We start from the raw sequence: 25,655 nt of genomic DNA on the forward strand, positions 1-25,655 counted from the left end.
GCAGTTCAACGGGGTGGGGTGCGCCCAAGGGGCGTCCCCGCGACAAGAGGTGCGGGGACGGGTGCCTGGCGTTGATTAGTGTTCGTTTGTGGGGAGCTGCGGAGAAGTCGCCGGTGCCGAGCGGACGGATGCGGAGTTGCTCGTTGCGCACGTCGACGGAGATCGATACGCCTTTGCGGAGCTCTTCCACCGCCACCATCGGCAGCTCCACCGGCTGGCACGGATCACCAGCCACAACCGCGAAGACGCCGCCGACGCGCTCCAAGATGCGATGCTGTCCGCGCACCGCACGGCACCAACCTTTCGGCACGACGCGTCGGTCAGCAGTTGGCTCTACCGCATCGTCGTCAACGCGTGCCTTGATCGGCTGCGCCGCAACAAGTCTCATCCCGTCACGGCGCTGGACGACGAGGTCTGTCACCTCGGCGATCCGACCACCCGCGTCGACACGGTGCTCGCCGTCGAACGCGCCCTGCTCCGACTGCCGCTCGAGCAGCGGGCCGTGGTCGTCGCGGTCGACATGCAGGGCTACTCGGTCGCGGAGACCGCGCGGTTGCTTGGCGTACCGGAGGGCACCGTGAAGAGTCGCTGTTCGCGGGCGCGAGCCAAGCTGGCCAAGACGCTGGAGTACTACGACGACCCCGCCCCAACCGTTCGGCCGTAGCGGCTAGCGGCTCTGGCGCACCCTGGTGTCCGGGCGTGGGACGGCCACGAACTGCGGCCCGTTGACGGCCTGCGACAGGCAACCGGGGATGTTGCGACACGCGATGATCGCCCCCGCCCCCGGCGCCTGGCCAGGCGCGGTCGGAATCTGGTTCGGGATTCCGCAGGTCTGGTGATACGGGTCGTACGGGACGATGTTCATGTCGCAGGCCAGCACGTTCGTCTGCGGCGTCGTGGCTACGTCCATGGCCAGCAAGCCGGTCGCCGACGCGACGCCGACCGCACCGATCACCAGTATCCGGTGAAGATTGCGCATGTCAGCCTCGTTCGTGGTCGTCCTACCCAGCATCCTCTTCTTCCCAGGCTAGCGAAAGGACGTTCCCAGGGTCCGGCGTCGGAGGCCGGTGCGACACTGACCAGGTGCACGACGCTGCGGACGATCGCTACGAGTTCCCCGTCACGGTCGACCTCCTCGCCGACCTGCAAGCCGGGCTGCTCGACGACCGAACCGCGGCCCAGCTGCGTCGGCGGGTTCGCACCGATCCAGCCGTCAAGGCCCAGCTGGCCGCCCTGGATCGCGTCAGGCGCCACCTGTCGGCCCTAGGAGTGGACTCAGCCTCGGCTCCGGACGTCCCCGCCGACGTCACGGCGACGATCGGCGCCACGCTGCGCTCGGCCCCTCCGCCGACTCCATGACGCGTCCCCGAGTCGCGCCTGGAACACCCGGGCTTACGCTGGTGTTATAGGCGTACGCAGAAAGGCGGAAATGACTTCCTCGAACACCGTTCACGACGTGATCATCATCGGCTCCGGTCCTGCTGGTTATACAGCGGCCGTGTATGCCGCGCGTGCGCAACTCCATCCACTGGTCTTCGAAGGCGTGCAGTTCGGTGGCGCGCTGATGACGACGACAGAGGTGGAGAACTACCCCGGCTTCAAGGACGGCATCACCGGTCCTGCACTGATGGAGGAAATGCGCGAACAGGCGCTCCGGTTCGGGGCCGACCTGCGCATGGAGGACGTCGACGACGTCGACCTGGACGGCCCGGTCAAGACGGTCACCGTCGGCGACGAGACGTTTCAGGCCAAGTCGGTCATCCTCGCGATGGGTGCAGCCGCCCGCCAGCTCGGGGTCCCCGGCGAGATGGAGCGCATCGGCACCGGCGTCAGCACCTGCGCCACGTGTGACGGCTTCTTCTTCCGCGACCAGGACATCGCCGTCGTCGGCGGTGGCGACTCCGCGATGGAGGAGGCGATCTTCCTCACCAAGTTCGCCAATCACGTCACGTTGATTCACCGTCGCGACGAGTTCCGTGCATCGAAGATCATGCTCGACCGCGCCAAGGACAACCCGAAGATCACGTTCCTGACCAACACCGCGGTCACCCAGGTCGAGGGCGAGCCCAAGGTGACCGGCCTCCGTTTGGCGGACACCGTCACCGGCGAAGAGTCCAAGCTGGCCGTGACCGGCGTGTTCGTCGCGGTCGGACACGATCCCCGCTCGGGCCTGGTCAGCGGCAAGGTCGACCTCGACGACGAGGGCTACGTCAAGGTCAAGGGCCGCACCACCAGCACCTCGGTCGACGGCGTCTTCGCCTGCGGCGACCTGGTCGACCACACCTACCGGCAGGCCATCACCGCCGCCGGCAGCGGCTGTTCGGCGGCGATCGACGTCGAGCGGTGGCTCACCGGCCACCAAATCGCCGACAACTGGTGACGTTCCACCCCTTCAGCCCACCCCTCTCAGACAGGAGCACCACATGAGCGACAAGACCAGCGCAACCGTTGCCGTAACCGACGACTCGTTCTCCGAGGACGTCCTCTCCAGCAGCACCCCGGTTCTGGTGGACTTCTGGGCGTCCTGGTGCGGCCCGTGCAAGATGATCGCACCCGTCCTGGAGGAGATCGCCACCGAGAAGGCTGGCGCGCTCACCGTGGCCAAGATCGACGTCGACGCCAACCCGGGCACCGCGCGTGACTTCCAGGTGGTGTCGATTCCGACGTTGATCCTGTTCAAGGACGGCGAGCCGGTGAAGCGCATCGTGGGCAGCAAGGGCAAGGCAGCGCTGCTCCGCGAGCTGTCTGACGTGGTCTAATCGCGGTCGCACCGTTCCCATCGGATCGGACACACCCGGCTCCCGACTGGCCTGGAGGTTTCTGCATTAGCGACTCCGTCTGCGACAATTCTGGTCATGTCTAGTCTGCGCCGCGGCGATCGGGGAGCCTCGGTCGTCGAGATTCGGTCGGCGCTTGCGGCGTTGGGCATGATCGACAGCCCCGACGACGACATCACGACTGGCAAACACGTGGCGTTCGACGTGTTCGACGACGACCTCGACCACTCGGTCCGCGCCTTCCAGCAGCGCCGCGGTCTGCTCGTCGACGGCGTCGTGGGTGAGGCCACCTATCGAGCGTTGAAGGAAGCCTCGTACCGCCTTGGCGCCCGGACGCTGGCCCACCAGTTCGGTGCGCCGATGTACGGCGACGACGTCGCGACTCTTCAGGCGCGATTGCAGGACCTTGGCTTCTACACCGACCTCGTCGACGGCCACTTCGGGCTGCAGACGCACAACGGTCTGATGTCCTATCAGCGGGAGTACGGTCTGTACCCCGACGGCATCTGTGGCCCAGAAACGTTGCGCTCCTTGTACTTTCTGGGTTCGCGGGTGACCGGCGGTTCGTTGCACGCCATCCGCGAGGAGGAGCTCGTCCGTCGCTCCGGTCCCCGGCTGTCGGGCAAGCGCATCATCATCGATCCGGGCCGCGGCGGCGACGACCACGGGCTCATCATGAACGGTCCGGACGGGCCGATCAGCGAAGCAGACATCTTGTGGGACTTGGCAAGTCGGCTCGAGGGCCGGATGGCGGCGATCGGAATGGAGACGTTCCTGTCGCGGCCGGTTGGTCGCAGCTTGACCGACGCCGAGCGCGCGGAGACCGCCAACACGGTCGGTGCGGACTTGATGATCAGCCTTCGGTGCGCTTCGCTGCCCGACTCCCCCGCCAACGGCGTCGCGTCCTTCCACTTCGGCAACGCCCACGGGTCGGTGTCGACGATCGGTCGCAACCTTGCCGACTTCGTGCAACGAGAATTGGTGGCCCGCACCGGGTTACGTGACTGCCGTACGCATGGCCGGACGTGGGACCTGCTTCGCCTGACCCGAATGCCGACCGTGCAGATCGACGTCGGCTACATCACCAATCCACACGACCGCGACCTGCTGGTGTCGGCTCAGGCCAGGGATTCCCTGTCCGAGGGCATCCTCGCGGCCGTCAAGCGGCTGTACCTGCTCGGCAAGAACGACCGCCCGACGGGCACGTTCACCTTCGCCGAACTGCTGGCGCACGAGCGGTCTGTCGAACAGTCCGCCGGTCGCGCCGCGCAGGCCTGATCCATCTCAGATACAGCGGCTGGCGCCGGCTCCCACCGGCTGCTGCAGTTGCGCGCTCACCAACAGCTTTTCCAGCGCCGCTTCGACGTCGGCCTTCCAGCCCAGCCCCTGCTCGAGTTCGAGCCGCATCCGGGGAAAGTACGGATGGGGGGCGACGACCTCGAAGCCCACGTCTGCGAGGAAGTCGGCGTCGATGATGCACTGGTCGGCCGAGCAGTCACCGAGTGATTGGATCGCCGAGCGAAGGTTGGGTGACACCGACTCTGGACCGGTGAGTTCGGCGGATGCCGCCGTCCGTCCGAACGCCTCCAACGCACGCACGCCACGGCGAACCAAGTCTCCGACGACGGCGGCCATCAACGCGCGGGTGAGGCCCTCCCCCTCGGCTCCGGATTCGACGCCGACCGTCGTCAACAACACGGCGTCGGCACTGACCGGTCCGGTCGGAAAGAGCGCCGCGCGTGGGACAGCCCGCGGCGGGGCGTAGAACGCGAACCCCAGGCAGTGTTCGTCACCGCTGGACGCCGAGGCGGTGAAGTCCGCTTGATCCGGTTCGCAGGCCACGGCCATCTGCCCGCAGGAACCCCATTCCAGCATGACCATGGAAAGCCAGGCTTCCTTCTCGAACTCTGGATCGGCGAGGTGATCCTCGACCGGCAGCGTCGATGGGTCGACTTCCCAGAACACGCAGCGCCGCGCGTGCTTGGGCAATTGCTCAAATGCTTCGAGCCGCAGCGGCGTGATTCGTGCTGACACTAGACTCTCCGCGTTTCATGTGGGCCGGCCGGACGTGGCTTCCCCTCCAGAATAGGAGAGCGCGGCGAGTGCGGCCCACGTTGATCCCGAAACGGCACACCGGGCTCCCGCAGAACGCGAATCATGTTGGTGCGCAAGAGATCTGCTCCTCTAGGCCGCGACGAGCCCGGTCTCGATTCGTCGCTTTGTCACAGTGACGTAATTACCGCTTGTGGTAGGTCATGGGTTCGCCGCGTTCATAAGGTCAACTATGCGTTGCAGATCGTCGACCGACCCGAACTCCACGACGATCTTGCCCTTGCGTTTGCCAAGGCTCACCGAGACCCGGGTGTCGAAGGCCGATGACAGCCGCTCGGCAACATCTTGCAGTCCCGGCATCTGAATCGGCTTGCGCCGCTGGGCCGGAGTCGAGTCCTGTACGCCGTCCCGGTTGGCAAGCGTCACCGCCTCCTCCGTGGCGCGGACCGACAGGCCCTCCGCCACGATGCGGGCTGCCAATTCCTCTTGCTTCTCGGCGCCGCTCTCCAGTGCCAGCAGGGCACGCGCGTGTCCGGCGGACAGCACACCCGCCGCCACCCGGCGCTGCACCGCGACCGGCAGTCGCATCAGCCGGATCATGTTGGTGATCACCGGTCGTGACCGCCCGATCCGTACGGCGAGTTCCTCGTGGGTGACGCCGAACTCTTCCAGCAGCTGCTGGTAGGCCGCGGCCTCTTCCAACGGGTTCAGCTGGGCCCGGTGGATGTTCTCCAGCAGGGCGTCGCGCAGCATGCTGTCGTCGGCTGTCTCGCGGACGATGGCCGGGATCGCTGCCAAGCCGGCTTCTTGTGCCGCGCGCCAGCGCCGCTCCCCCATCACCAGTTGGTAGCGCGGATTGCCTTCCACGGGGTCGACGGCGCGCACCACGATGGGCTGCATCAGACCGAATTCGCGAATCGAGTGAACGAGCTCGGCGAGTGCTTCCCCGTCGAACACCTGCCGCGGCTGCTTGGGGTTGGGTTCGATGGCCGCCGGGTCGATTTCGCGGTACACGGCGCCCACGTCACCGACGGGTTCGACGGCGGGTGTGGCCGGCGCGGTCGGCGCTCCCCCGTACATCACGTCGGCCGCCGCGGCTCCCATCGCGGGACCCATGCTGCCCTTGTCGTCACTCGGGCCGGTGGGGATCAGGGACGCGAGACCGCGGCCGAGTCCGGTTCGCTTGGGCGGCGGAGTCATGCTCTTCTCCTATTCGTGCGGACGCTCACTGGCCAACCTGAGGATTAGTTGCGCCGTGTGCCCGGTCGGCGATCTCCCGACTGGCGTCGAGATAGCTCATCGCACCCCGCGACCCCGGGTCGTACTCGAGGATCGTCATGCCGTATCCAGGTGCCTCGGACACCTTCACGCTGCGCGGGATGACGGTTCGGAGCACCTTCGCGCCGAAGTGCGCCCGCACGTCGTCGGCGACCTGGTCGGCCAACTTCGTTCGTCCGTCGTACATGGTGAGGACGACGGTGGTGACCTCCAGAAGCGGGTTCAGATGGGCCTTCACCATCTCGATGTTGCGGAGCAGCTGGCCCACTCCCTCGAGGGCGTAGTACTCGCACTGGATCGGGATGAGCACTTCCGGTGCAGCGACGAGTGCGTTGATCGTGAGCAGGCCGAGCGACGGCGGGCAGTCGATGAAGACGTAGTCGAAGTCGTACTCCTGCAGAGAGGCGAGCGCGTTCCGTAGGCGGCCCTCGCGGGCGACCATGCTGACGAGTTCGATCTCGGCACCGGCAAGGTCGATCGTCGCGGGCACACAGTAGAGCCGCTCGTTGTACGGACTCTGCTGAAGTGCCGACTCCAGGGTGATTTCTCCGATCAACACCTCGTACGACGACGGGGTCCCCGGGCGATGTTCGATCCCCAGTGCGGTGCTGGCGTTGCCCTGCGGGTCAAGGTCGATGACGAGAGTCTTCAGTCCCTGCAAGGCGAGGGCGGCGGCGACGTTCACGGCGGTGGTCGTCTTCCCGACGCCGCCCTTCTGGTTGGCGATCGTGAACACGCGCTGGCGCGGGGGGCGCCTCAGGTGCTGACCCTGCTTGTGCAAGATGCGCACCGCGCGCTCCGCTTCGGCGCCGATCGGGGTGTCCGCGGCCGTCGGCTCCTTCCAGGGTTCCTCCGCCGGCGGCAACCATGTTTCACGTGAAACATTGCGGGGTGCGCTCGCCGGGATGCCCCCGGATGTCTTTACCTCGCCAGTTGGCCGTGGTTTCACTTGCTTCTCCTCGTCGGCCCGTCGGGCCGTGGTGCTCGTCGATCCTGGGCTTTCGCGGACTTTCGGTGCGGCGCGCCGGACCTGCTTGCCGGCCCCGCCGGCCGACTCGCCTTCACCGCCACGACCACGGTTACGGGTGGAGTCAAAAAGGTCACGCCACATTCCATCACCTTCACGTCGGCGGCACCCAACGAGATCATCGCCCGGCGGTGCTCTTGAACCTCGGAGCTGGCTCGCTCGCCCTTCATGGCGAGCATGCGCCCTCCGGGTTGGAGGAGCGGTAGACACCAACGCGTCAGCTTGTCGAGCGCCGCGACTGCCCTCGACGTGACGACGTCTATGTCCCCCGCAGCTTCCCGCACGGCGCGCTCCTCGGCCCGCCCGCGAATCACGACGGCGGAGAGGCCCAGGAGTTCGACGACCTCCGACAGGAAGTCCGCCCGGCGTAGAAGGGGCTCCACCAGAATGACACTGACGTCTGGTCGTGCCAGCGCCAGTGGAATGCCAGGCAAGCCGGCGCCGCTGCCTACGTCAGCGATCCGCTGCCCTGGCGTCATCAGCTCGCCGATGGCGGCGCTGTTCAGGATGTGCCGATCCCACAGGCGGTCGACTTCGCCGGGACCGATCAAACCGCGCTCGATACCGGCGCCGGCCAGAATCGCCGCATACTCCTCGGCCACCGGCAAGCGGTCCCCGAAGAACGCGGCGGCCGCGTCCGGCGCCGGTGGCGCTTCACCATGTTTCACGTGAAACATCCTCCGATTCCGCCGCCCGGCGCCGCGATCGAACTACATGGTTGTAACTCGTTCGGTCAGGCAGGCAAGACGACAACGCGCCGCGAGGGCTCCGCGCCTTCGCTCTCGCTCCGCACACCGTCAACCGCCGAGACTGCATCGTGGACGATCTTCCGCTCGAAGGGGGTCATCGGCGACAGCTCTTCGCGCTCGCCGCTGGCCAGCACGCGCCGAGCCACCTTGTCCCCGAGGGCGGCCAGCTCGTCACGGCGGCCACGGCGCCAGTGCGCCACGTCCAACATCAACCGGCTCCGCTCGCCGGTCTTCTGGTGCACGGCCAACCGCGTCAGCTCCTGGAGGGCGTCGAGCACCTCGCCCTTCCGACCGACGAGCTTCGCCAGGTCGCTGCCGCCGTCGATGCTGACGATCGCGCGATCGCCCTCCACGTCGAGGTCGATGTCACCGTCGAAGTCGAGTAGGTCGAGAAGCTCCTCGAGGTAGTCCCCCGCGATCTCTCCCTCGTTGACCAAGCGGTCTTCCAGGTTCTCCGACTTGGGCGCATCGTCCTCGACGTCGGTCCGTTCGGTCGTATCAGCGTCAGTCATCTTCGTCCTTACCTCCGTGCTTCGACATGCATCAGTGGCCGCTGCGGGCCGAACTGATTCGGGTACTTGTCAGGGCCGTCGCTTCTTGGGCCGATTGTTGGTGCGCCTTGGCGCACGATTCGCCGCGCTGCCCGCCTTGGGTGCGGTGGGCTTGCCGTTGGACGCAGGAGTCGATCCGCCCGCCGGTCGCGCACTGCCGGAGTCGACGTCCTCCACGGCGTCGATCTCCTCGCCGGTGGAGTCCGTCAGTTCACGTTCGGCAGCGGCCTTCGCCGCGTTGTCGGCTGCGGCCGTCTGCGGACGCTTGCGCTTGACCTTCGGCTTGGAACCCGGGGCCGGAGCATTCGACGCACGCCGCGCCAAATCCTCTTCCTTCTTGAGTTCCTCTTCCTTCTCGATCCGGCCGAACACGTAGTGCTGCTGCCCGTAGGTCCAGATGTTGTTGGCCACCCAGTACAGGATCACGGCCAGCGGCAGGAACGGACCGCCGACGACGACGCCGAGCGGAAACACGTACAGCGCCAGCTTGTTCATCATCGCGGTCTGCGGATTGGCGGCAGCCTCGATGCTCTGCCTTGCCACCGAGGCGCGGCTGTTGAAGTGAGTGGCGACACCGGCCAGGATCATCAGTGGCACACCCACTGCGATCACCGCCGCGCGGTCGAACTCCTCGAACGCCCCAAGGCCGACCGTCTGAATCATCGAGGCACCCAGCGGCGCACCGAACAAGTGGGCATCCAGGAAGTGGCCGACGTCGGTGGCACTGAATACGTAGTTGCCGAGCGACCGGTTCTCCTCGACCGTCAGCCCCAACCGCCCGAAGCCGGTCTGCGTCCGGTTGAAGGAGTTCAGCACGTGGTAGAGCCCGATGAACACCGGGATCTGCGCCAGCATCGGGAGGCAGCCGAGGATCGGGTTGAACCCGTGTTCCTTCTGCAGCTTCTGCATCTCCAGCGCCATCCGCTGGCGGTCCTTGCCGTACTTCTTCTGCAGCGCCTTGATCTGTGGCTGCAACTCCTGCATCTGGCGGGTCGTCCGGATTTGGCGGACGAACGGCTTGTACAGAATCGCGCGGAGCGTGAAGACCAGGAACATCACCGTCAAGCCCCAGGCGAAGAAGTTCTCCGGGCCGAGGATGAAGGCGAACGCCTTGTACCAAACCCACATGATCGCGGAGACCGGGTAGTAGATGACGTCGAGACTGAACCAATTAAACAAACGAATCGCTCCTCAGCGTCGTGGCATCGGATGCCACCTCACGTCGCTCCGGGATCGGATCCCATCCACCTGGGTGCCACGGACCACATTTGGCCAGTCGCACCAAGGACAACCAAGCCCCCCGCACCAACCCGTACTCGCGGAGTGCGTCGACGGCGTACTCACTGCACGTTGGGGTGAACCGGCACGAAGGCGGCCGGTAGGGGGAAATCATGTTTCGGTAGAGCTCGACGACGGCGATGGCCCCACGCGCCAAGGCTCCGGAGATTCGGCTGCCACTCATCGGCGCGCTCCTGCGCTGGAGTTCACCCGCCGCAACGCGGTTCGCAGCTCTTCGTCCAGACGGGACGACACCGCCCGGCTACTACTCGGAAGAGCGCGGATCACCACTTTGTCACCTGGGCCCAAGTCGTCGAGGACGCCACGGGCCACATGCCGCAACAACCGCGAGACTCGATGCCGCACGACTGCAGGGCCGACGGACTTGCTGACGACCAATCCAATCTTCGGAGATTCAGACTCGTCGCCGCTGGCCTTCAACGCATGCACCACGATGTCGGGTTGCGCTGCTCGTACGCCACGACGGACGGTCAATCCAAAGTCTGTCGATCTCGTCATCCGGTACTGGGCCGGAAGCACCTGTCTACACCCTGCTGTGGATCAGAGCAGGATCACGCAGTGAGTGAGCGACGGCCCTTAGTACGCCGGCCCGACACGATGGCGCGGCCTGCGCGCGTGCGCATCCGCAGCCGGAAGCCATGCACCTTGGCACGGCGCCGGTTGTTCGGCTGAAACGTCCGCTTGCCCTTGGCCACGGCTATATCTCCTCAATGTGTGCGACTACTCCCCTCGCGCACATGAGAACATGTCCGTCTGGAAGCAGCCGCGGTACGTACGCTTCGTTGGTCTCGCTTGCTAGCTCCGGCGCGTTAACCCGAGAATCCGAGTCGCAGCCGTATCGCCACGTTCGGGCGACTGTTCGAGGGTACTGACGAGATTTCCCTAGGTCAAACCTGCTTCTCCAGGTCCGATCCGACTCCCGATTTCGCCACACGGTTCACACCTGTCACCATTGAATACACGCGCCGTCAGACGGTCACCGCAATGTTGCAGAACTGTTGGCACCCAGCAATAAACCTGTTAGCTTCTGCCAAGGCCATCTCAGACCGAGACGGCGCTGGACGAAGAATCGAGGATGGCAGCCCAACCGCGAGCCCATGGTGTACTCGAGCACCGTGACGAGCCCCGGCAAGGCCGCCTCCGCGCAAGAAAGCAACGACACAACGACCGGTGTCGGTTATCCACAAACTGTGGATAACCATGTGGACACTCGGTCATTGTCTATTCGGCCAACCCTGTCTGGCCACGAGGGGGAACTTCTCCGTTGACAGCAGACGCCGACCCGCCGTTCGTCGCAATCTGGAACGACGTCGTTGCGGAACTCAACGGTGACGTGCCCTCCGACGCCACACCGGGCTTCACTTCCCCAAACCTCACCGCGCAGCAACGAGCCTGGCTCAAGCTGGTCAAACCCCTCGTCATCGCCGAAGGGTTTGCTCTGCTGTCGGTTCCCACGCCATTCGTTCAGAACGAGATCGAACGGCACCTTCGGGAGCCGATCATCGCGAGTCTGAGCCGCCATCTCGGCGGGCAGCGGATCGAACTCGGCGTGCGCGTCGAGACCCCCGCCCCTGACTCCGAGCGGGACGACGAGATTCGTGCCGACGCCCTCCACGACGCCGACGAGGTCGACGAGGACGAAGAAGCTCTTGCCAGCGCCGAGGCCAGCTGGCCGGCGTACTTCACCAATCGGGCCCAGAATTCTCCGACAACCAACGACGTGAGTCTCAACCGTCGGTACACCTTCGACACCTTCGTCATCGGCTCGTCGAACCGATTCGCCCATGCTGCCACCCTCGCGATCGCCGAGGCCCCGGCCCGCGCCTACAACCCGCTGTTCATCTGGGGCGAGTCCGGCCTCGGCAAGACACACCTCCTTCACGCGGCCGGCAACTACGCCCAGCGACTGTTTCCCGGCATGCGGGTGAAGTACGTCTCGACCGAAGAGTTCACCAACGACTTCATCAACTCCCTCCGCGACGACCGCAAGGCGTCGTTCAAACGGAGTTACCGAGACATCGACGTGCTGCTGGTCGACGACATTCAGTTCATCGAGGGCAAGGAAGGCATCCAGGAGGAGTTCTTCCACACGTTCAACACGCTGCACAACGCGAACAAGCAGATCGTCATCTCCTCGGACCGTCCGCCGAAGCAGCTCGCGACGCTGGAAGATCGCCTGCGGACCCGGTTCGAGTGGGGTCTGATCACCGACGTTCAGCCGCCCGAGCTGGAGACGCGAATCGCCATCCTGCGCAAGAAGGCGCAGATGGACCGTCTGGACGTGCCGGACGACGTTCTGGAGCTCATCGCGAGCAGCATCGAACGCAACATCCGCGAGCTCGAGGGCGCGCTCATCCGCGTCACCGCATTCGCGTCTCTCAACAAGGCCGCGATCGACAAGACGCTCGCCGAGATCGTGCTGCGCGATCTGATCTCCGATGCGAACTCGATGCAGATCAGCATCGCCACCATCATGGCCGCCACTGCCGAGTACTTCGAGATCACCATCGAAGAGCTTCGTGGGCCCGGTAAGACCCGTGCGTTGGCACAGTCTCGTCAGATCGCGATGTACCTGTGCCGGGAGCTCACCGATCTCTCGCTGCCGAAGATCGGTCATTCTTTCGGCCGTGACCACACCACGGTCATGTACGCCGAGCGCAAGATTCGCGGCGAGATGGCGCAGAAGCGTGAGATCTTCGACCACGTCAAGGAACTCACGACGCGGATCCGTCAGCGCTCCAAGCGCTGACCGTCGCCCGCAGCCTCTTCCTCCCCACCTTTCGAGTCACGTTTGGTGCTGTCGTGCGCCCAAAATTCGAGAATCTTCTGCCTCGTTCGCACCACGAGTCACATGAATTGCTCGTGGACTACTCGTGCACAAGCCGTGGACCAATCACCGACTTCCGGCGGCGTCGTCCACACTCGAGCCAGCCGTCCACAGCCCGCCGAATTACACACGTAGGTAGTCCACGAGTGACGCACGAGCGGACACCGCCTCCGACCTGCCAACCAACGCCTCGATCCACAGGTTGCACAGCACCTATTACTGTTACTCATCTATCAATCTATTTCCTTCTTTAAAAGAAGCACCTGGGGAACGCGCCCTGTGGGCCGTCCAGAGAACCGCCCTGGCGGGGCGCTTGTCACCCAGATGGATTAGCTTTCAACTTGAGGCCGGAGGCTCTACGGTGGGTCTTCGACAACCGGAACGGTCGTCGAACCGCAGCGTGGTGAAATGTCCGTAAGACACCCGTAGATCCGCTGCTCGTGCAAGTGGTGGGTTTTACCGAAGGGGACGCTATGGACGCGGCGACGACGACAATTGGTACCGATCTGAAGTTTCGGCTGGTGCGCGAAGACTTCGCGGACGCCGTGGCCTGGGTTGCCCGCATCCTTCCGACGCGGCCGACCGTGCCGGTGCTCTCGGGTGTGCTGCTGACCGGCTCCGAGGACGGTTTGACCATCTCCGGCTACGACTACGAAGTTTCGGCCGAGGTCCGGGTTGCCGCTGAAATAGCTTCTCCTGGAAGCGTTCTCGTCTCAGGGCGGCTGTTGTCCGACATCACCAAGTCGCTGCCTGCCAAGCCGGTCGACGTCACCGTCGAAGGCACCAGGGTTTCACTGACCTGCGGCAGCGCCCGGTTCTCGCTTCCCACCATGGCCGTGGAGGACTACCCCACGCTGCCGCAGCTGCCCGAGGAAACCGGCGTTGTGGCATCCGACTTGTTCGCCCAGGCCATTGGTCAGGTAGCCGTCGCGGCCGGCCGTGACGACACGCTGCCGATGCTGACGGGCATTCGGGTGGAGATCTCCGGCGACAAGGTCGTGCTGGCGGCGACCGACCGATTCCGTCTTGCCGTGCGCGAGCTCACGTGGACCACGAACACCGCGGACATCGAGGCCGCCGTCCTGGTTCCTGCGAAGACACTCGCCGAGGCGGCCAGGGCCGGTAGTGACGGTGCCGACGTCCACCTGTCCCTCGGGGCTGGTGCGGCCGTTGGCAAGGAGGGACTGCTTGGCATTCGAAGCAACGGCAAGCGCACCACCAGTCGCCTGCTGGACGCCGAATTCCCGAAGTTCCGTCAACTCCTGCCGGCCGAACACACCGCCGTCGCCACGGTTGGCGTCGCCGAGCTGACCGAGGCGATCAAACGTGTTGCGCTGGTTGCCGACCGCGGTGCCCAGGTCCGGATGGAGTTCACCGAGGACTCGCTGCGGCTGACCGCCGGTGGCGAAGACGCCGTGGGTCGCGCGGAGGAGGACCTGCCGGTGGAGTTCTCCGGTGAGCCGTTGACCATTGCGTTCAACCCGACGTACCTCACCGATGGGCTCGGTTCGTTGCACACTCCGAAGGTGACGTTCGGTTTCACGACATCCAGCCGTCCCGCAGTGTTGCGTCCGGCGGGTGATGATGATTCGCATGTCGGTGCGAGCGGTCCGTTCCCGGCCGCCCAAACCGACTACGTGTATCTGTTGATGCCGGTTCGCCTTCCAGGGTGACCGGCCCTAGCACCACGAAATAGAGGCGTACATGCAACTCGGGTTGGTCGGTCTCGGCAAAATGGGCTTCAACATGCGGGAACGCCTTCGCAAGGGCGGCCACGAAGTGATCGGCTACGACCCTCGGCCCGAGGTGACCGACGTTCCCGATCTAGCCGGGCTTGCCGCGGCGCTGACCGCGCCGCGCGTGGTGTGGGTGATGGTGCCCTCGGGCGACATCACCACCGGGACCATCGCCGGTCTCGCCGAGGTTCTCAGCCCGGGTGACATGGTCGTCGACGGTGGCAACTCGCGTTACACCGAAGACGGACCGCACGCCGCGTTGCTGGCGGAGAAGGGCATCGGCTTCGTCGACGCCGGTGTGTCCGGCGGCATTTGGGGTCTCACCGAGGGGTACGGCCTGATGGTCGGCGGCAGCGACGCCGACGTGGAAAAGGTCATGCCCATCTTCGACACGCTCCGTCCGCCAGGACCGCGGGAAGACGGCTTCGTGCACGCCGGTCCCGTCGGGGCAGGTCACTTCGCCAAGATGGTTCACAACGGCGTCGAGTACGCCATGATGACCGCCTACGGCGAGGGTTACGAATTGCTCGCCGCGTCAGACCTGATCAAGAGTCCGCAGGCGGTCTATCAGGCGTGGTCCAACGGGACCGTGGTCAGGTCGTGGCTGCAACAGCTGCTCGCCAAGGCGCTCAAGGAGGATCCGAAGCTCGCGGAGATTCGGGGTTACACCGACGATTCGGGCGAGGGTCGCTGGACCGTCGAGGAAGCCATTCGGCTCCGTGTCCCGGTTCCCGCAATTGCGGCGTCCCTGTTTGCGAGATTCCTTTCCCGACAAGATGATTCGCCGACTATGAAGGCCGTCGCGGCGCTGCGGAACCAGTTCGGCGGCCACGCGGTCCAGCGGATCCACGAGTCGGGTTGAGTCCTTGAGTTCGACGATGAAGCGGTGCGAGGCGGCTAGGTGTACGTACGTCAACTGGGTCTGACCGATTTTCGGTCCTGGTCACGACTCGAGTTGCTGCTGGAGCCGGGGCGGACGGTCTTCGTCGGCCCCAACGGCTTCGGCAAGACGAACATCGTTGAGGCCCTGTGGTATTCGTCGACTCTGGGATCCCACCGGGTGGGTGCCGACGCACCGCTGATTAGAGCGGGAGCCGATCGCGCGATCGTCTCGACCATCGTGGTGAACGAGGGCCGGGAGTTGGCGGTCGACCTCGAGATCACCGCCGGACGGGCGAACAAGGCGCGGCTCAACCGCTCCCCCGTGCGCAGCGCCCGGGAGATTCTCGGCGCCATTCGCGCGGTGCTGTTCGCCCCGGAGGACTTGGCGTTGGTCCGTGGCGACCCCGGTGAACGCCGTCGGTACCTCGACGAGCTCGCCACCACCCGACGACCGTCGGTGGCAGGGGTGCGAGCGGACTACGACAAGGTTCTTCGGCAGCGGGCGGCACTTCTGAAATCCGCTGCGGGAGCGCGCTTTCGGGGCGACTCGAGCGCTCTCGAGACACTCGACGTGTGGGACGGTCATCTCGCGGCGCACGGAGCGCGGCTCATTGCCGCCCGGGTCGCCCTGGTCAACATGCTGGCCCCGGAAGTCGAGAAGGCCTATCAATTGCTGGCGCCAGCGTCGCGACCCGCGTCGATCAGGTATCGCAGTTCGGTGGAAGCCGTAGAGGAAGAAGCCGCGACCGGTACACCGAGTGTCGAGGTCTTCGAGGTGGGACTCCTCGACGAGCTGGCCCGAAAGAGGTCCGCGGAGTTGGAACGTGGTGTCTGCCTTGTCGGTCCCCACCGGGATGATCTGGAGTTGCGTCTCGGGGATCAACCCGCGAAGGGATTTGCCAGTCACGGTGAGTCCTGGTCGACGGCGCTGTCGTTGAGATTGGCTGCCTATGAACTACTTCGGTCGGAGGGGTCGGATCCGGTGTTGTTGCTCGACGACGTGTTCGCCGAACTCGACAACGCACGTCGACGTGCCCTGGTCGAGGTGGCCTCGTCGGCCGAGCAGGTGCTGGTGACCGCCGCGGTGGCCGAGGACATCCCCCAGGATTGGGATGCCCGCAGGATCGTCGTCGGAATGCGCGACGACGACTCCGGTCGACTGTCGGAGGTGACCGAGTGAGCGATCCGACGGATGATGCCGACGCCCAGGGTCCACCGCCCGAACTCGCGCACATCAGGGGTATGGACCTGGTCCGCCGGACGCTTGAGGAAGCTCGCGGCGCGGCGCGCAGTCAAGGAAAGGACGTCGGGCACGGGCGGACGTCGACGTCGTCGAAGCGGGTTCCGAATCGCGGTGGCCGGCGGAGATGGTCGGGGCCAGGGCCGGATTCGCGGGATCCGCAGACGCTTGGCTCGTTGACGTCGCAGTTGGCGAAGAGCAGAGGGTGGGCGTCGAAGGTTGCCGAGGGTTCGGTGTTTGGACAGTGGGAGAGCGTCGTCGGCGAGCAGATCGCCGAGCACGCGAACCCCACGACGCTGCGGGACGGGATTCTGACAGTGGAGGCCGAGTCCACCGCGTGGGCCACTCAGCTGCGGATGGTGCAGCCCCAGTTGTTGGCCAAGATCGCGGCGGCCGTCGGCGACGGCGTCGTCACCAGCCTGAAGATCGTGGGTCCCGCTGCCCCGACGTGGCGCAAGGGTAAGTACAACGTGCCGGGCCGTGGTCCGCGCGACACCTACGGATAGCCGATTCCGGCGCGATCTGAGAGCGCCGACAACGTGCGCAACCCCACGTTCGGTCGTCGGGACGCGTGGTTGGCTGAGAAATTCCGCGCACGGCTCATTTAGGTACATGAAACCGTCGCCTCAGAGTCGGTCCTGACGGTGGGTAAAGGTAGACTGGCGGAAGACTCGCGAGGAGCGCATCGCCCCTCCCGCACGTGAACCCCAAGGAGACGCGTCCAACGTGGCTGCCCAGAACAATACTGAGTACGGCGCTGAATCGATCACCATTCTCGAAGGTCTCGAGGCGGTCCGCAAACGACCGGGCATGTACATCGGCTCCACGGGTGAGCGCGGCTTGCATCACCTGGTCTGGGAAGTCGTCGACAACGCGATCGACGAGGCGATGGCCGGTCACGCCACCAGGGTCGACGTCAAGATTCTCGGCGACGGCAGTGTTCAGGTCACCGATGACGGCCGCGGCATTCCGGTCGCGATGCACGCCACCGGGGTGCCCACTATCGACGTCGTCATGACCCAACTCCACGCCGGTGGCAAGTTCGGTGGCGAGAACAGCGGTTACAACGTCAGTGGTGGTTTGCACGGCGTCGGTGTCTCCGTCGTCAACGCATTGTCGACCCGGCTCGAGGCCACCGTCCTTCGCGACGGCTACGAGTGGTTCCAGTACTACGACCGCTCGGTACCCGGCACCCTGAAGCAGGGTGGTCCGTCGAAGAAGACCGGCACCACCATCCGGTTCTGGGCCGATCCGGAGATCTTCGAGACCACCGTCTACGACTTCGAGACCGTCGCGCGCCGGCTTCAGGAGATGGCGTTCCTCAACAAGGGCCTGACCATCGACCTGATCGACGAGCGCGTCACCGCCGAAGACGTCGTGGACGACGTGGTCAGCGACACGGCGGAAGCGCCGAAGTCCGCGGACGAGAAGGAGGCGGAGGCCAAGGCCCCGCACAAGGTCAAGCACCGCACCTTCCACTACCCGGGCGGTCTGGTCGACTATGTCAAGCACATCAATCGCACCAAGACGCCGATCCAGCAGAGCATCATCGACTTCGACGGCAAGGGTCCCGGCCACGAGGTCGAGATTGCAATGCAGTGGAACGCAGGCTATTCCGAGTCGGTGCACACCTTCGCCAACACGATCAACACCCACGAGGGCGGTACGCACGAAGAGGGTTTCCGCAGCGCGTTGACGACCGTGGTCAACAAGTGGGCGCGAGACAAGAAGCTGCTCAAGGAGAAGGAACCCAACCTCACCGGCGACGACATCCGTGAAGGTTTGGCGGCGGTCATCTCGGTCAAGGTCAGCGACCCGCAGTTCGAAGGCCAGACCAAGACCAAACTCGGCAACACCGAGGTCAAGTCATTCGTCCAGAAGATCTGCAACGAGCAGCTCAGCCACTGGTTCGAGTCCAACCCGGCCGAGGCGAAGACGGTGTTGAACAAGGCCGTTCAGTCGGCGCAGGCCCGGATGGCGGCCCGCAAGGCGCGAGAGTTGGTGCGCCGCAAGAGCGCAACCGACATCGGTGGCCTGCCCGGCAAGCTGGCCGACTGCCGCTCGACCGATCCGCGGTTGTCGGAAGTGTATGTGGTGGAGGGCGATTCGGCCGGCGGCTCGGCGAAGAGTGGTCGCGACTCGATGTATCAGGCCATCCTTCCGTTGCGCGGCAAGATCATCAACGTCGAGAAGGCCCGCATCGACCGGGTGCTGAAGAACACCGAAGTCCAGGCGATCATCACCGCGTTGGGCACCGGCATCCACGACGAGTTCGACATCGCCAAGCTGCGGTATCACAAGATCGTGCTGATGGCCGACGCCGACGTCGACGGTCAGCACATCTCCACGCTGCTGCTGACCCTGTTGTTCCGATTCATGAAGCCGCTCATCGAGAATGGCCACGTCTTCCTCGCGCAGCCGCCGCTTTACAAGTTGAAGTGGCAGCGCAGCGAGCCCGAGTTCGCCTATTCCGACCGCGAGCGCGACGGATTGCTGGAGGCGGGCAAGGCAGCCGGTCGCAGGATCAACACCGAGGACGGCATCCAGCGGTACAAGGGCCTCGGTGAGATGGATGCCAAGGAACTGTGGGAGACCACGATGGATCCGTCGGCGCGGGTGCTGCGTCGGATCACCCTGGACGACGCCGCTGCGGCCGACGAACTGTTCTCCGTGCTGATGGGTGAAGACGTCGAGGCGCGCCGCAGCTTCATCACCCGCAACGCCAGAGACGTTCGCTTCCTTGACGTTTAACGGCCAGTATCCAAAGACGAATAGGGCTGACACACGATGACTGACACCACTCTGCCCCCGGGCGGCGACGACGGCGCCATCACCGACCGCATCGAACCGGTCGACATCCAGCAGGAGATGCAGCGCAGCTACATCGATTACGCGATGAGCGTCATCGTCGGCCGTGCGCTCCCGGAGGTTCGCGACGGCCTGAAGCCCGTGCACCGCCGCGTGCTGTACGCGATGTACGACTCGGGCTTCCGCCCCGACCGCGGCCACGCGAAATCCGCACGCTCCGTTGCCGAGACGATGGGCAACTATCACCCGCACGGCGACTCGTCGATCTACGACACCCTGGTCCGGATGGCCCAGCCGTGGTCGTTGCGGTATCCCCTGGTCGACGGGCAGGGCAACTTCGGCTCGCCAGGCAACGATCCGCCAGCGGCGATGCGGTACACCGAAGCACGTCTCACGCCGCTGGCGATGGAGATGTTGCGTGAAATCGACGAGGAGACAGTCGATTTCATCCCGAACTACGACGGCCGGGTGCAAGAGCCGACCGTCCTGCCGTCCCGCTTCCCCAACCTGTTGGCGAACGGCTCTGGCGGCATCGCGGTCGGCATGGCCACCAACATGCCGCCGCACAACCTTCGGGAACTCGCCGAGGCGGTGTTCTGGTGCCTCGACAACTTCGACGCCGACGAAGAGGCCACCCTTGCGGCGGTCACCGAGCGGGTCAAGGGACCTGACTTCCCCACCTACGGACTGATCGTCGGCTCGCAGGGCATCCACGACGCCTACACGACCGGCCGCGGCTCCATCCGCATGCGCGGTGTCGTGGAGGTCGAAGAGGACAGCAAGGGCCGCACCCTGCTCGTCATCACCGAGCTCCCCTACCAGGTCAACCACGACAACTTCATCACCTCGATAGCCGACCAGGTGCGCGACGGCAAGCTCGCGGGCATCTCCAACATCGAGGACCAGGGCAGCGACCGGGTCGGCATGCGGATCGTCGTCGAGGTCAAGCGCGACGCCGTGGCCAAGGTCGTGCTGAACAACCTCTACAAGCACACCCAGCTGCAGACCAGCTTCGGCGCCAACATGCTGTCGATCGTCGACGGTGTGCCTCGCACGCTGCGGATCGACCAGCTGATCCGCCTGTACGTCGTCCACCAGTTGGACGTCATCGTCCGGCGCACCATCTACCGGCTGCGCAAGGCCAACGAACGCGCCCACATCTTGCGTGGTTTGGTCAAGGCTCTCGACGCGTTGGACGAGGTCATCGCGCTCATCCGTGCGTCGGCGAACGTCGACGTGGCGCGGGCCGGCCTGATCGAGCTGTTGGACGTCGACGACATCCAGGCGCAGGCGATCCTCGACATGCAGCTGCGGCGCCTGGCCGCCCTCGAACGTCAGCGCATCGTCGACGACCTGGCCAAGATCGAAGCCGAGATCGCCGACCTCGAGGACACCCTCGCCAAGCCGGAGCGGCAACGGAAGATCGTCCGCGACGAGCTTGCGGAACTGGCCGAGAAGTACGGCGACGACCGTCGCACCCGGATCATCCCGGCCGACGGCGACGTCGCCGACGAGGACCTCATCGCGCGCGAAGAGGTCGTCGTCACCATCACCGACACCGGGTACGCCAAGCGGACCAAGTCCGACCTGTACCGAAGCCAGAAGCGTGGCGGCAAGGGTGTGCAGGGCGCGGGACTGAAGCAGGACGACATCGTCCGGCACTTCTTCGTCGGCTCCACCCACGACTGGATCCTGTTCTTCACCACCCAGGGTCGGGTGTACCGGGCGAAGGCCTACGAACTGCCGGAGGCGTCGCGGACGGCCCGCGGCCAGCACGTCGCGAATCTGCTGGCGTTCCAGCCGGAGGAGCGCATCGCGCAGGTCATCCAGATCAAGTCCTACGAGGACGCGCCGTACCTGGTGCTCGCCACGAAGAACGGACTGGTCAAGAAGTCCAAGTTGACGGACTTCGACTCGAACCGCTCCGGAGGCATCGTCGCGGTCAACCTCCGCGACGGTGACGAGCTCGTCGGGGCCGTGCTGTGCTCGGCCGAAGAGGACCTGCTGCTCGTCTCGGCCAAGGGCCAGTCGATCCGGTTCTCGGCCACCGACGAGGCGCTGCGGCCGATGGGCCGCGCCACCTCCGGCGTGCAGGGCATGCGGTTCAACGAGGAAGACCAGCTGCTGTCGCTGAACGTGGTCCGTGAGGGCACGTACCTCCTGGTGGCGACGTCGGGTGGTTACTCCAAGCGGACGGCCATCGACGAGTACACCCCACAGGGGCGCGGCGGCAAGGGCATCCTGACGATCCAGTACGACCCCAAGCGTGGCACTCTGGTCGGAGCGTTGATCGTCGACGAGGACACCGAGCTCTACGCCATCACCTCGGGTGGGGGCGTCATCCGGACCGTGGCACGTCAAGTGCGCAAGGCCGGGCGGCAAACCAAGGGCGTGCGCTTGATGAACCTCGGCGATGGCGACACACTGATTGCCGTCGCCCGCAACGCTGACGAGGACGCCTCTGACGAAGTCGTGGAAGGCGTCGTAGACGGAGTTGCCGAAGACGTCGTCGATGTCGTCGACGACGACTCACAGACTGACCCGAGCTAAGGAGCCGTAGGTGGGTTCACCGAACGAACCTGGACCACCGCGCACCGGCGACGGTCCAGGTAGCACGAACGGCGCTCACGAGGCCGGCCCGGCGAACGGTGCCGGGTCGAGCGGTGACGTTCCGCCGTGGCAGCGGGGTGCTGCGACGCGGCCCAGGCAGCCAGAGGGTCCGCGCGCAGGTGCGGCCGCTGGTCACCAGGGCGGCGGCTCGCCAAGTGCCGATGCGCGGCTGAACCGGTTCATCTCGGGTGGACCTGCCAACGGTCCGGCGCAGGCTTCTCCCCCGCGTGAGTCGACGCCTCCTCGTGAGGCGGGTCCCGCCCGTGAGCCTGCGCCCGCCCGTGAGTCGACGCCGGCGCGTGACTCGGTTCCCACCCGGGAGTCCGCTCCGACGAAGACTGACGCCGTGCCGCCCAATCGCAATGAGCCGGCCCGGTCGGAGGCCTACGCCAGCGAGCTCCCCGACCTGTCGGGTGTCGCCCCCCGCGGGCCGCGTAAGCCAACGGCTGAGCGGACGGCCGCCGAGCCGTCGTCGCGGCCGTCGTCGCCCGCCACGCGCGCCTCGGCGGCGAGCCGGTCGCAGGGGCCGGTGCGGGCGAGCATGCAGATTCGGCGGTTCGATCCGTGGAGCGTGCTGAAGGTCTCGCTGGTGCTGAGCGTTGCGCTGTTCTTCGTCTGGATGATCGCCGTCGCGTTCCTGTACTTGGTGCTCGGCGGAATGGGTGTGTGGACGAAGCTGAACAGCAACGTCGGCGACCTGCTCACCAGTGCCAGCGGCAGCGGTGGCGAATTGGTTTCCAGCGGAACGATTTTCGGCGGCGCGGCCCTCATCGGTCTGGTCAACATCGTGCTGCTGACGGCGATGGCGACGTGCGGTGCGTTCATCTACAACCTGACCACCGACCTCGTCGGCGGCGTCGAGGTGACCCTCGCCGACAGGGACTGAACACCCGCGGTTTGGGGCGATGGCAGTGGTTGCGGTAACCTCGTCCCTCGGCCGTCGTATGTGAATACGGGCCTGTAGCTCAGGTGGTTAGAGCGCTTCGCTGATAACGAAGAGGTCGGAGGTTCGAGTCCTCCCAGGCCCACGGTTTGCCTTACCGAGAGAGGGTGCACTGTGAGAGTTTTCGTAGTGCTCACCCTTCTCGTCGCGGCGGTGGTGGTCGTCAGATCCCGCAACCGCGTCGAGGTGTGGCATGTGGCCGCCGATCAGCCAAGCTGATCACCAAGAGGGGCCTTAGCTCAGTTGGTAGAGCGCTGCCTTTGCAAGGCAGATGTCAGGAGTTCGAATCTCCTAGGCTCCACAACAGAAACACCAGGTCAGACCGCATATGGTCTGGCCTGTTCTGCTGTCAGGCGGCGTCCGTGCCCACACTTTGCCCACAATCGCGAGTTAAAAGGGCGTTGATGGCTACGCCGACGGCCTCGACGTCGGACCCGTAGAGGTGCCCGTAGCAATCCAGCGTCAGGCCCGCCGATTCATGGCCGAGCATGTTCTGTAGCGCCTTGATGTTGGCGCCGGCCTGGATGGCGAGCGAGGCCGCGGTGTGCCGCAACTCATGGAGCTTGAACTCGTAGACCGTCTCGCCACCGACCGTTCGTGGGAACAATGCGGCGGCCGCCACGGCTTGGGACCACCACCGCCTGACGGCGAAGAATGATCAACTCGAGGCTGAGCGCGCCCTGTATTCGGCGCAGCAGAAGGACATCGAGGCGCGCACCAACCAGATGAAGCAGTCCACGTCGGATCTGCAGTCAGTCTCCGCGTCGCTTGACGAGGATTTCGGTGTCTCCGGTGGAATCCCGGGGATCGTCGAGAACCTCACGAAGATGTTCGGCAACATGGCGTTGGCCGGCGCGATCGCCAGCTCACCGAGCCTTCAGGCTGGCGCCGCGCAGTTGGCTTCCAATGGTGGTGTCGCCGCGGGGTTGTTCAACCAGCAGTACTTCACCGGACTGGGCGGTTCGACCGGATCTGTTGGGCCTAGCGCCTATTCGAGTGCAGGCACTAGTGGGGCGTATCCGGGCGACGCGGCGCTACTCTTTAGCTTCCCCACGCAAGGCAAATACAACGCCAGTGGCGACCTAGCCAAGGGTCTCGGCGACTGCTCGAGCGCCATAGAGGATCTCGTCAACATCATGGACGGGCGCCCCACCGCCGGCCGGTCGATGTCTACCGCCAACGAGGCGGAGTGGCTGGCGTCGCGCGGGTTCCAGCCAGGCATCGGCGGCCCTGGCGACTTCCGTGTCGGATTCAACTCCGCGCACACGCAAGCGACGTTGCCCGGCGGAACCCCGTTCAACTGGGGCTCCGACGCTGCAGCGGCACGCGGAGGCGTCGGCGGTACTGGTGCCGACGATCCCGCGTTCACCGACCACTGGTACCGGCCAGTCGGCGCAGGCCCCTCAGCGGTGGGCGTGAGCCCGTCGGCCATGGGTCCCGCCCCGCTCGGCGGAGGCGTGGGATCCCCGTTGGGGAACCTGCCCCTGCCGTTGCCGGTCACCATCGTCGGCGGCGGTGTCGGTGTGCCAGGTGGGATGCCCGTTGTCGGCGCACCGCCCGTCGACCCTGCCGCTGGCATTCCCGGCACCCCCACCCCTGGCGTCGGCACGGGTCCCGCACCGGGGCCGGCCCCCACTCCTGGGGGGTGGGGCCTCGACGGTCTGCCTGGAATCAGCTCCGGCGGTGGGCAGGCGTTCGGTGCCGGTATGACGCAGGGCGCGACGGGCCAGGCTGCTGGGTTCAACACCGGTGTCGCCCCGGTGGCGGCAGGCGGCGGAGGGTTCAAGATCGACAGCCCAGCGCTCGACGCCGCAGGCAGCGCAGCCGACATGTTCGCACCCGGATCCAGTGTCGCCATCAAACTCGGCAAGCGTGCCGTGGAATACGGCGCCCAAGTGGCCGGTATCGCCGCGTCTGGCGTGATGGAGACCGTCCTTCCCTCGGGTAGCGCTCTTGGCAGCTTCGGCAATTCGTGGCTCGGGAAGCTCGCCGGCGGGTTCGCCGGGGCTAAGCCCGCCAAGCCGAACCTCGCAGGCGGCGCTGCAGCTGCGGGCCAGCAGGGCGCTACACCTCCGCAGCAGGGCGGGAAGCCAGGTGAAGGCGACAAGGCGCAGCAACCAGGGGGTGCCCCGATCACGGTGAACTACACCAACAATCAGGCCACCGAGGACCGCGCCGGCGCTAACTTGACCAACCACCTCAGCAACATGAACCAAGGACCCGGCCGGTGACCCCGCTATGCGCCGCCGTCGTCCTTGATCTCGTCAGTCTCAGGAGTTGGTCCTTCGTGCATGAACGGGAGGTACCTTCCGGCCTCGTCCGAGAATCCCCAGATCACCCCGATCGGACGGTCCATCACTTCTACAAGAAAGTCGATGTCCTCGTCCTTCACCACAACGGTGTCAGCGCAATTCCCGTACACATCCTCGACGTCGTACTCGAACCTCACCGGAGCTCCTGCGCTGATCCAGTGCGACATCGTGACCGGTTGCCCACTGTCGTTGGTACCCGAGAGGGTTAGGAAGAACCCACTGTTGGTGGCGAACCGACGTGCTGCCGCGGCCTGCACAGTGGCAACGAATTGGTTGCCACCGGTGAAGTGCAAGGCGAACATTCCGCCGGATGGGCCGTACGAGATGGTTGCCACAAGTCCCCCTGGTTGGTTCCGATCCTTGCATCCTCCCAATACGACGGCGAGCCTATCGCGGACTGTAAACCCGCGGTCCGACCCTCGACGGGTGGCTGGTGGTTGTGGAAAAACGCGGAGAGAGATTTTGACAGAAGAGCGTGGGGTCGTAGTGAGAAGATCGTTCTCGCGGCACCCCCACCCCCTGGGCGTTAATCAAAACCGCCCACCTGATGGCGCTCGCTGAAAT

25 protein-coding genes, 2 tRNA genes and 1 pseudogene are annotated in these 25,655 nt (G+C 65.5%); 16 read left to right on the top strand and 12 right to left on the bottom strand.

Annotated elements, in window-relative coordinates:
- Nucleotides 1–88 precede the first annotated feature (88 nt).
- On the top strand, nt 89–664 hold the full coding sequence (gene sigM, locus B1790_RS06615) for an RNA polymerase sigma factor SigM (protein WP_079922421.1): 576 nt from the start codon (nt 89–91) through the stop codon (nt 662–664).
- Nucleotides 665–667: 3 nt separating this feature from the next.
- Here sigM and B1790_RS35215 read toward each other — a convergent pair whose 3' ends face one another.
- The gene (locus B1790_RS35215) at nt 668–979 is read right to left on the bottom strand and encodes a hypothetical protein (protein WP_233164969.1); all 312 of its coding nucleotides are present in this window, start codon (nt 977–979) and stop codon (nt 668–670) included.
- Between the two features lie 104 nt (nt 980–1,083).
- Between B1790_RS35215 and B1790_RS06625 the strand changes: the two genes are divergently transcribed.
- The 4 genes from B1790_RS06625 to B1790_RS06640 all read left to right on the top strand — a co-directional run bounded on the left by B1790_RS06625 (nt 1,084) and on the right by B1790_RS06640 (nt 4,055).
- A complete protein-coding gene (locus tag B1790_RS06625; protein WP_079922422.1) occupies nt 1,084–1,359 on the top strand; it encodes a hypothetical protein in 276 nt (91 codons plus the stop codon).
- Nucleotides 1,360–1,429: 70 nt separating this feature from the next.
- Nucleotides 1,430–2,380, top strand: a complete 951-nt coding sequence (trxB, locus tag B1790_RS06630) for a thioredoxin-disulfide reductase (protein ID WP_079922423.1) — start codon at nt 1,430–1,432, stop codon at nt 2,378–2,380.
- A 43-nt stretch (nt 2,381–2,423) separates the two neighbouring features.
- Entirely contained in the window at nt 2,424–2,759 is a 336-nt protein-coding gene (gene trxA / locus B1790_RS06635; protein ID WP_079922424.1) for a thioredoxin, read from the top strand.
- A 96-nt stretch (nt 2,760–2,855) separates the two neighbouring features.
- Nucleotides 2,856–4,055, top strand: coding sequence for an N-acetylmuramoyl-L-alanine amidase (locus tag B1790_RS06640; protein ID WP_079922425.1), 1,200 nt, complete (start codon nt 2,856–2,858; stop codon nt 4,053–4,055).
- A gap of 6 nt (nt 4,056–4,061) precedes the next feature.
- Here B1790_RS06640 and B1790_RS06645 read toward each other — a convergent pair whose 3' ends face one another.
- From B1790_RS06645 to rpmH, 9 genes are all read right to left on the bottom strand, one after another.
- Complete coding sequence (locus B1790_RS06645) at nt 4,062–4,811, bottom strand: acetyltransferase (RefSeq protein WP_079922426.1); 750 nt, start codon at nt 4,809–4,811, stop codon at nt 4,062–4,064.
- Nucleotides 4,812–5,030: 219 nt separating this feature from the next.
- Nucleotides 5,031–6,029 (bottom strand): ParB/RepB/Spo0J family partition protein, encoded by a 999-nt coding sequence (locus B1790_RS06650; protein WP_079922427.1) that lies wholly within the window; start codon nt 6,027–6,029, stop codon nt 5,031–5,033.
- A 25-nt stretch (nt 6,030–6,054) separates the two neighbouring features.
- The gene (locus tag B1790_RS06655) at nt 6,055–7,056 is read right to left on the bottom strand and encodes a ParA family protein (RefSeq protein ID WP_233164970.1); all 1,002 of its coding nucleotides are present in this window, start codon (nt 7,054–7,056) and stop codon (nt 6,055–6,057) included.
- Nucleotides 7,053–7,802 (bottom strand): 16S rRNA (guanine(527)-N(7))-methyltransferase RsmG, encoded by a 750-nt coding sequence (gene rsmG, locus B1790_RS06660; protein ID WP_198951931.1) that lies wholly within the window; start codon nt 7,800–7,802, stop codon nt 7,053–7,055. The genes B1790_RS06655 and rsmG overlap by 4 nt, the downstream gene beginning before the upstream one ends.
- 65 nt (nt 7,803–7,867) lie before the next feature.
- Nucleotides 7,868–8,395 carry a R3H domain-containing nucleic acid-binding protein gene (locus B1790_RS06665; RefSeq protein ID WP_079922429.1) on the bottom strand — a complete coding sequence of 176 codons (528 nt, stop codon included), beginning with the start codon at nt 8,393–8,395 and terminating at the stop codon, nt 7,868–7,870.
- 69 nt (nt 8,396–8,464) lie between these two features.
- The gene (yidC, locus tag B1790_RS06670; protein ID WP_198951933.1) at nt 8,465–9,562 is read right to left on the bottom strand and encodes a membrane protein insertase YidC; all 1,098 of its coding nucleotides are present in this window, start codon (nt 9,560–9,562) and stop codon (nt 8,465–8,467) included.
- A 43-nt stretch (nt 9,563–9,605) separates the two neighbouring features.
- The gene (yidD, locus tag B1790_RS06675) at nt 9,606–9,896 is read right to left on the bottom strand and encodes a membrane protein insertion efficiency factor YidD (RefSeq protein WP_079922431.1); all 291 of its coding nucleotides are present in this window, start codon (nt 9,894–9,896) and stop codon (nt 9,606–9,608) included.
- Nucleotides 9,893–10,252, bottom strand: coding sequence for a ribonuclease P protein component (gene rnpA / locus B1790_RS06680; protein ID WP_079922432.1), 360 nt, complete (start codon nt 10,250–10,252; stop codon nt 9,893–9,895). Before rnpA ends, yidD begins: the two co-directional genes overlap by 4 nt.
- A 32-nt stretch (nt 10,253–10,284) precedes the next feature.
- On the bottom strand, nt 10,285–10,428 hold the full coding sequence (gene rpmH / locus B1790_RS06685; protein ID WP_079922433.1) for a 50S ribosomal protein L34: 144 nt from the start codon (nt 10,426–10,428) through the stop codon (nt 10,285–10,287).
- Between the two features lie 569 nt (nt 10,429–10,997).
- Between rpmH and dnaA the strand changes: the two genes are divergently transcribed.
- The 10 genes from dnaA (at nt 10,998) to B1790_RS06735 (ending at nt 23,080) form a co-directional block, all read left to right on the top strand.
- Nucleotides 10,998–12,482: a chromosomal replication initiator protein DnaA gene (gene dnaA, locus B1790_RS06690; protein WP_079922434.1), complete on the top strand. Its 1,485-nt coding sequence runs from the start codon at nt 10,998–11,000 to the stop codon at nt 12,480–12,482.
- A 551-nt stretch (nt 12,483–13,033) separates the two neighbouring features.
- Nucleotides 13,034–14,233 carry a DNA polymerase III subunit beta gene (gene dnaN / locus B1790_RS06695; RefSeq protein ID WP_079922435.1) on the top strand — a complete coding sequence of 400 codons (1,200 nt, stop codon included), beginning with the start codon at nt 13,034–13,036 and terminating at the stop codon, nt 14,231–14,233.
- A 31-nt stretch (nt 14,234–14,264) separates the two neighbouring features.
- Nucleotides 14,265–15,158, top strand: coding sequence for a phosphogluconate dehydrogenase (NAD(+)-dependent, decarboxylating) (gnd, locus tag B1790_RS06700; RefSeq protein WP_079922436.1), 894 nt, complete (start codon nt 14,265–14,267; stop codon nt 15,156–15,158).
- A 39-nt stretch (nt 15,159–15,197) separates the two neighbouring features.
- Nucleotides 15,198–16,358, top strand: coding sequence for a DNA replication/repair protein RecF (gene recF / locus B1790_RS06705; protein WP_079922437.1), 1,161 nt, complete (start codon nt 15,198–15,200; stop codon nt 16,356–16,358).
- The gene (locus B1790_RS06710; protein WP_079922438.1) at nt 16,355–16,924 is read left to right on the top strand and encodes a DUF721 family protein; all 570 of its coding nucleotides are present in this window, start codon (nt 16,355–16,357) and stop codon (nt 16,922–16,924) included. The genes recF and B1790_RS06710 overlap by 4 nt, the downstream gene beginning before the upstream one ends.
- Before the next feature lie 220 nt (nt 16,925–17,144).
- Nucleotides 17,145–19,169: a DNA topoisomerase (ATP-hydrolyzing) subunit B gene (gene gyrB / locus B1790_RS06715; protein WP_079922439.1), complete on the top strand. Its 2,025-nt coding sequence runs from the start codon at nt 17,145–17,147 to the stop codon at nt 19,167–19,169.
- 36 nt (nt 19,170–19,205) lie between these two features.
- Nucleotides 19,206–21,776 (top strand): DNA gyrase subunit A, encoded by a 2,571-nt coding sequence (gene gyrA, locus B1790_RS06720; RefSeq protein ID WP_079922440.1) that lies wholly within the window; start codon nt 19,206–19,208, stop codon nt 21,774–21,776.
- Between the two features lie 10 nt (nt 21,777–21,786).
- A complete protein-coding gene (locus tag B1790_RS06725) occupies nt 21,787–22,722 on the top strand; it encodes a DUF3566 domain-containing protein (RefSeq protein ID WP_079922441.1) in 936 nt (311 codons plus the stop codon).
- 68 nt (nt 22,723–22,790) lie between these two features.
- Nucleotides 22,791–22,864, top strand: a tRNA-Ile gene (locus B1790_RS06730).
- 143 nt (nt 22,865–23,007) lie between these two features.
- Nucleotides 23,008–23,080: transfer RNA gene (locus B1790_RS06735), tRNA-Ala, on the top strand.
- 48 nt (nt 23,081–23,128) lie between these two features.
- Here B1790_RS06735 and B1790_RS06740 read toward each other — a convergent pair.
- Nucleotides 23,129–23,413 (bottom strand): annotated as a pseudogene (locus tag B1790_RS06740) (tyrosine-type recombinase/integrase); the annotation flags it as partial.
- 91 nt (nt 23,414–23,504) lie between these two features.
- Between B1790_RS06740 and B1790_RS06745 the strand changes: the two are divergent.
- The gene (locus tag B1790_RS06745) at nt 23,505–25,010 is read left to right on the top strand and encodes a hypothetical protein (RefSeq protein WP_079922443.1); all 1,506 of its coding nucleotides are present in this window, start codon (nt 23,505–23,507) and stop codon (nt 25,008–25,010) included.
- 5 nt (nt 25,011–25,015) lie between these two features.
- Here the strand turns inward: B1790_RS06745 and B1790_RS34165 are convergent, their stop codons facing one another.
- Entirely contained in the window at nt 25,016–25,228 is a 213-nt protein-coding gene (locus B1790_RS34165; protein ID WP_142271101.1) for a hypothetical protein, read from the bottom strand.
- Nucleotides 25,229–25,655 lie beyond the last annotated feature (427 nt).

Source organism: Mycobacterium sp. AT1 (assembly GCF_002043095.1).
Lineage (GTDB): Bacteria > Actinomycetota > Actinomycetes > Mycobacteriales > Mycobacteriaceae > Mycobacterium.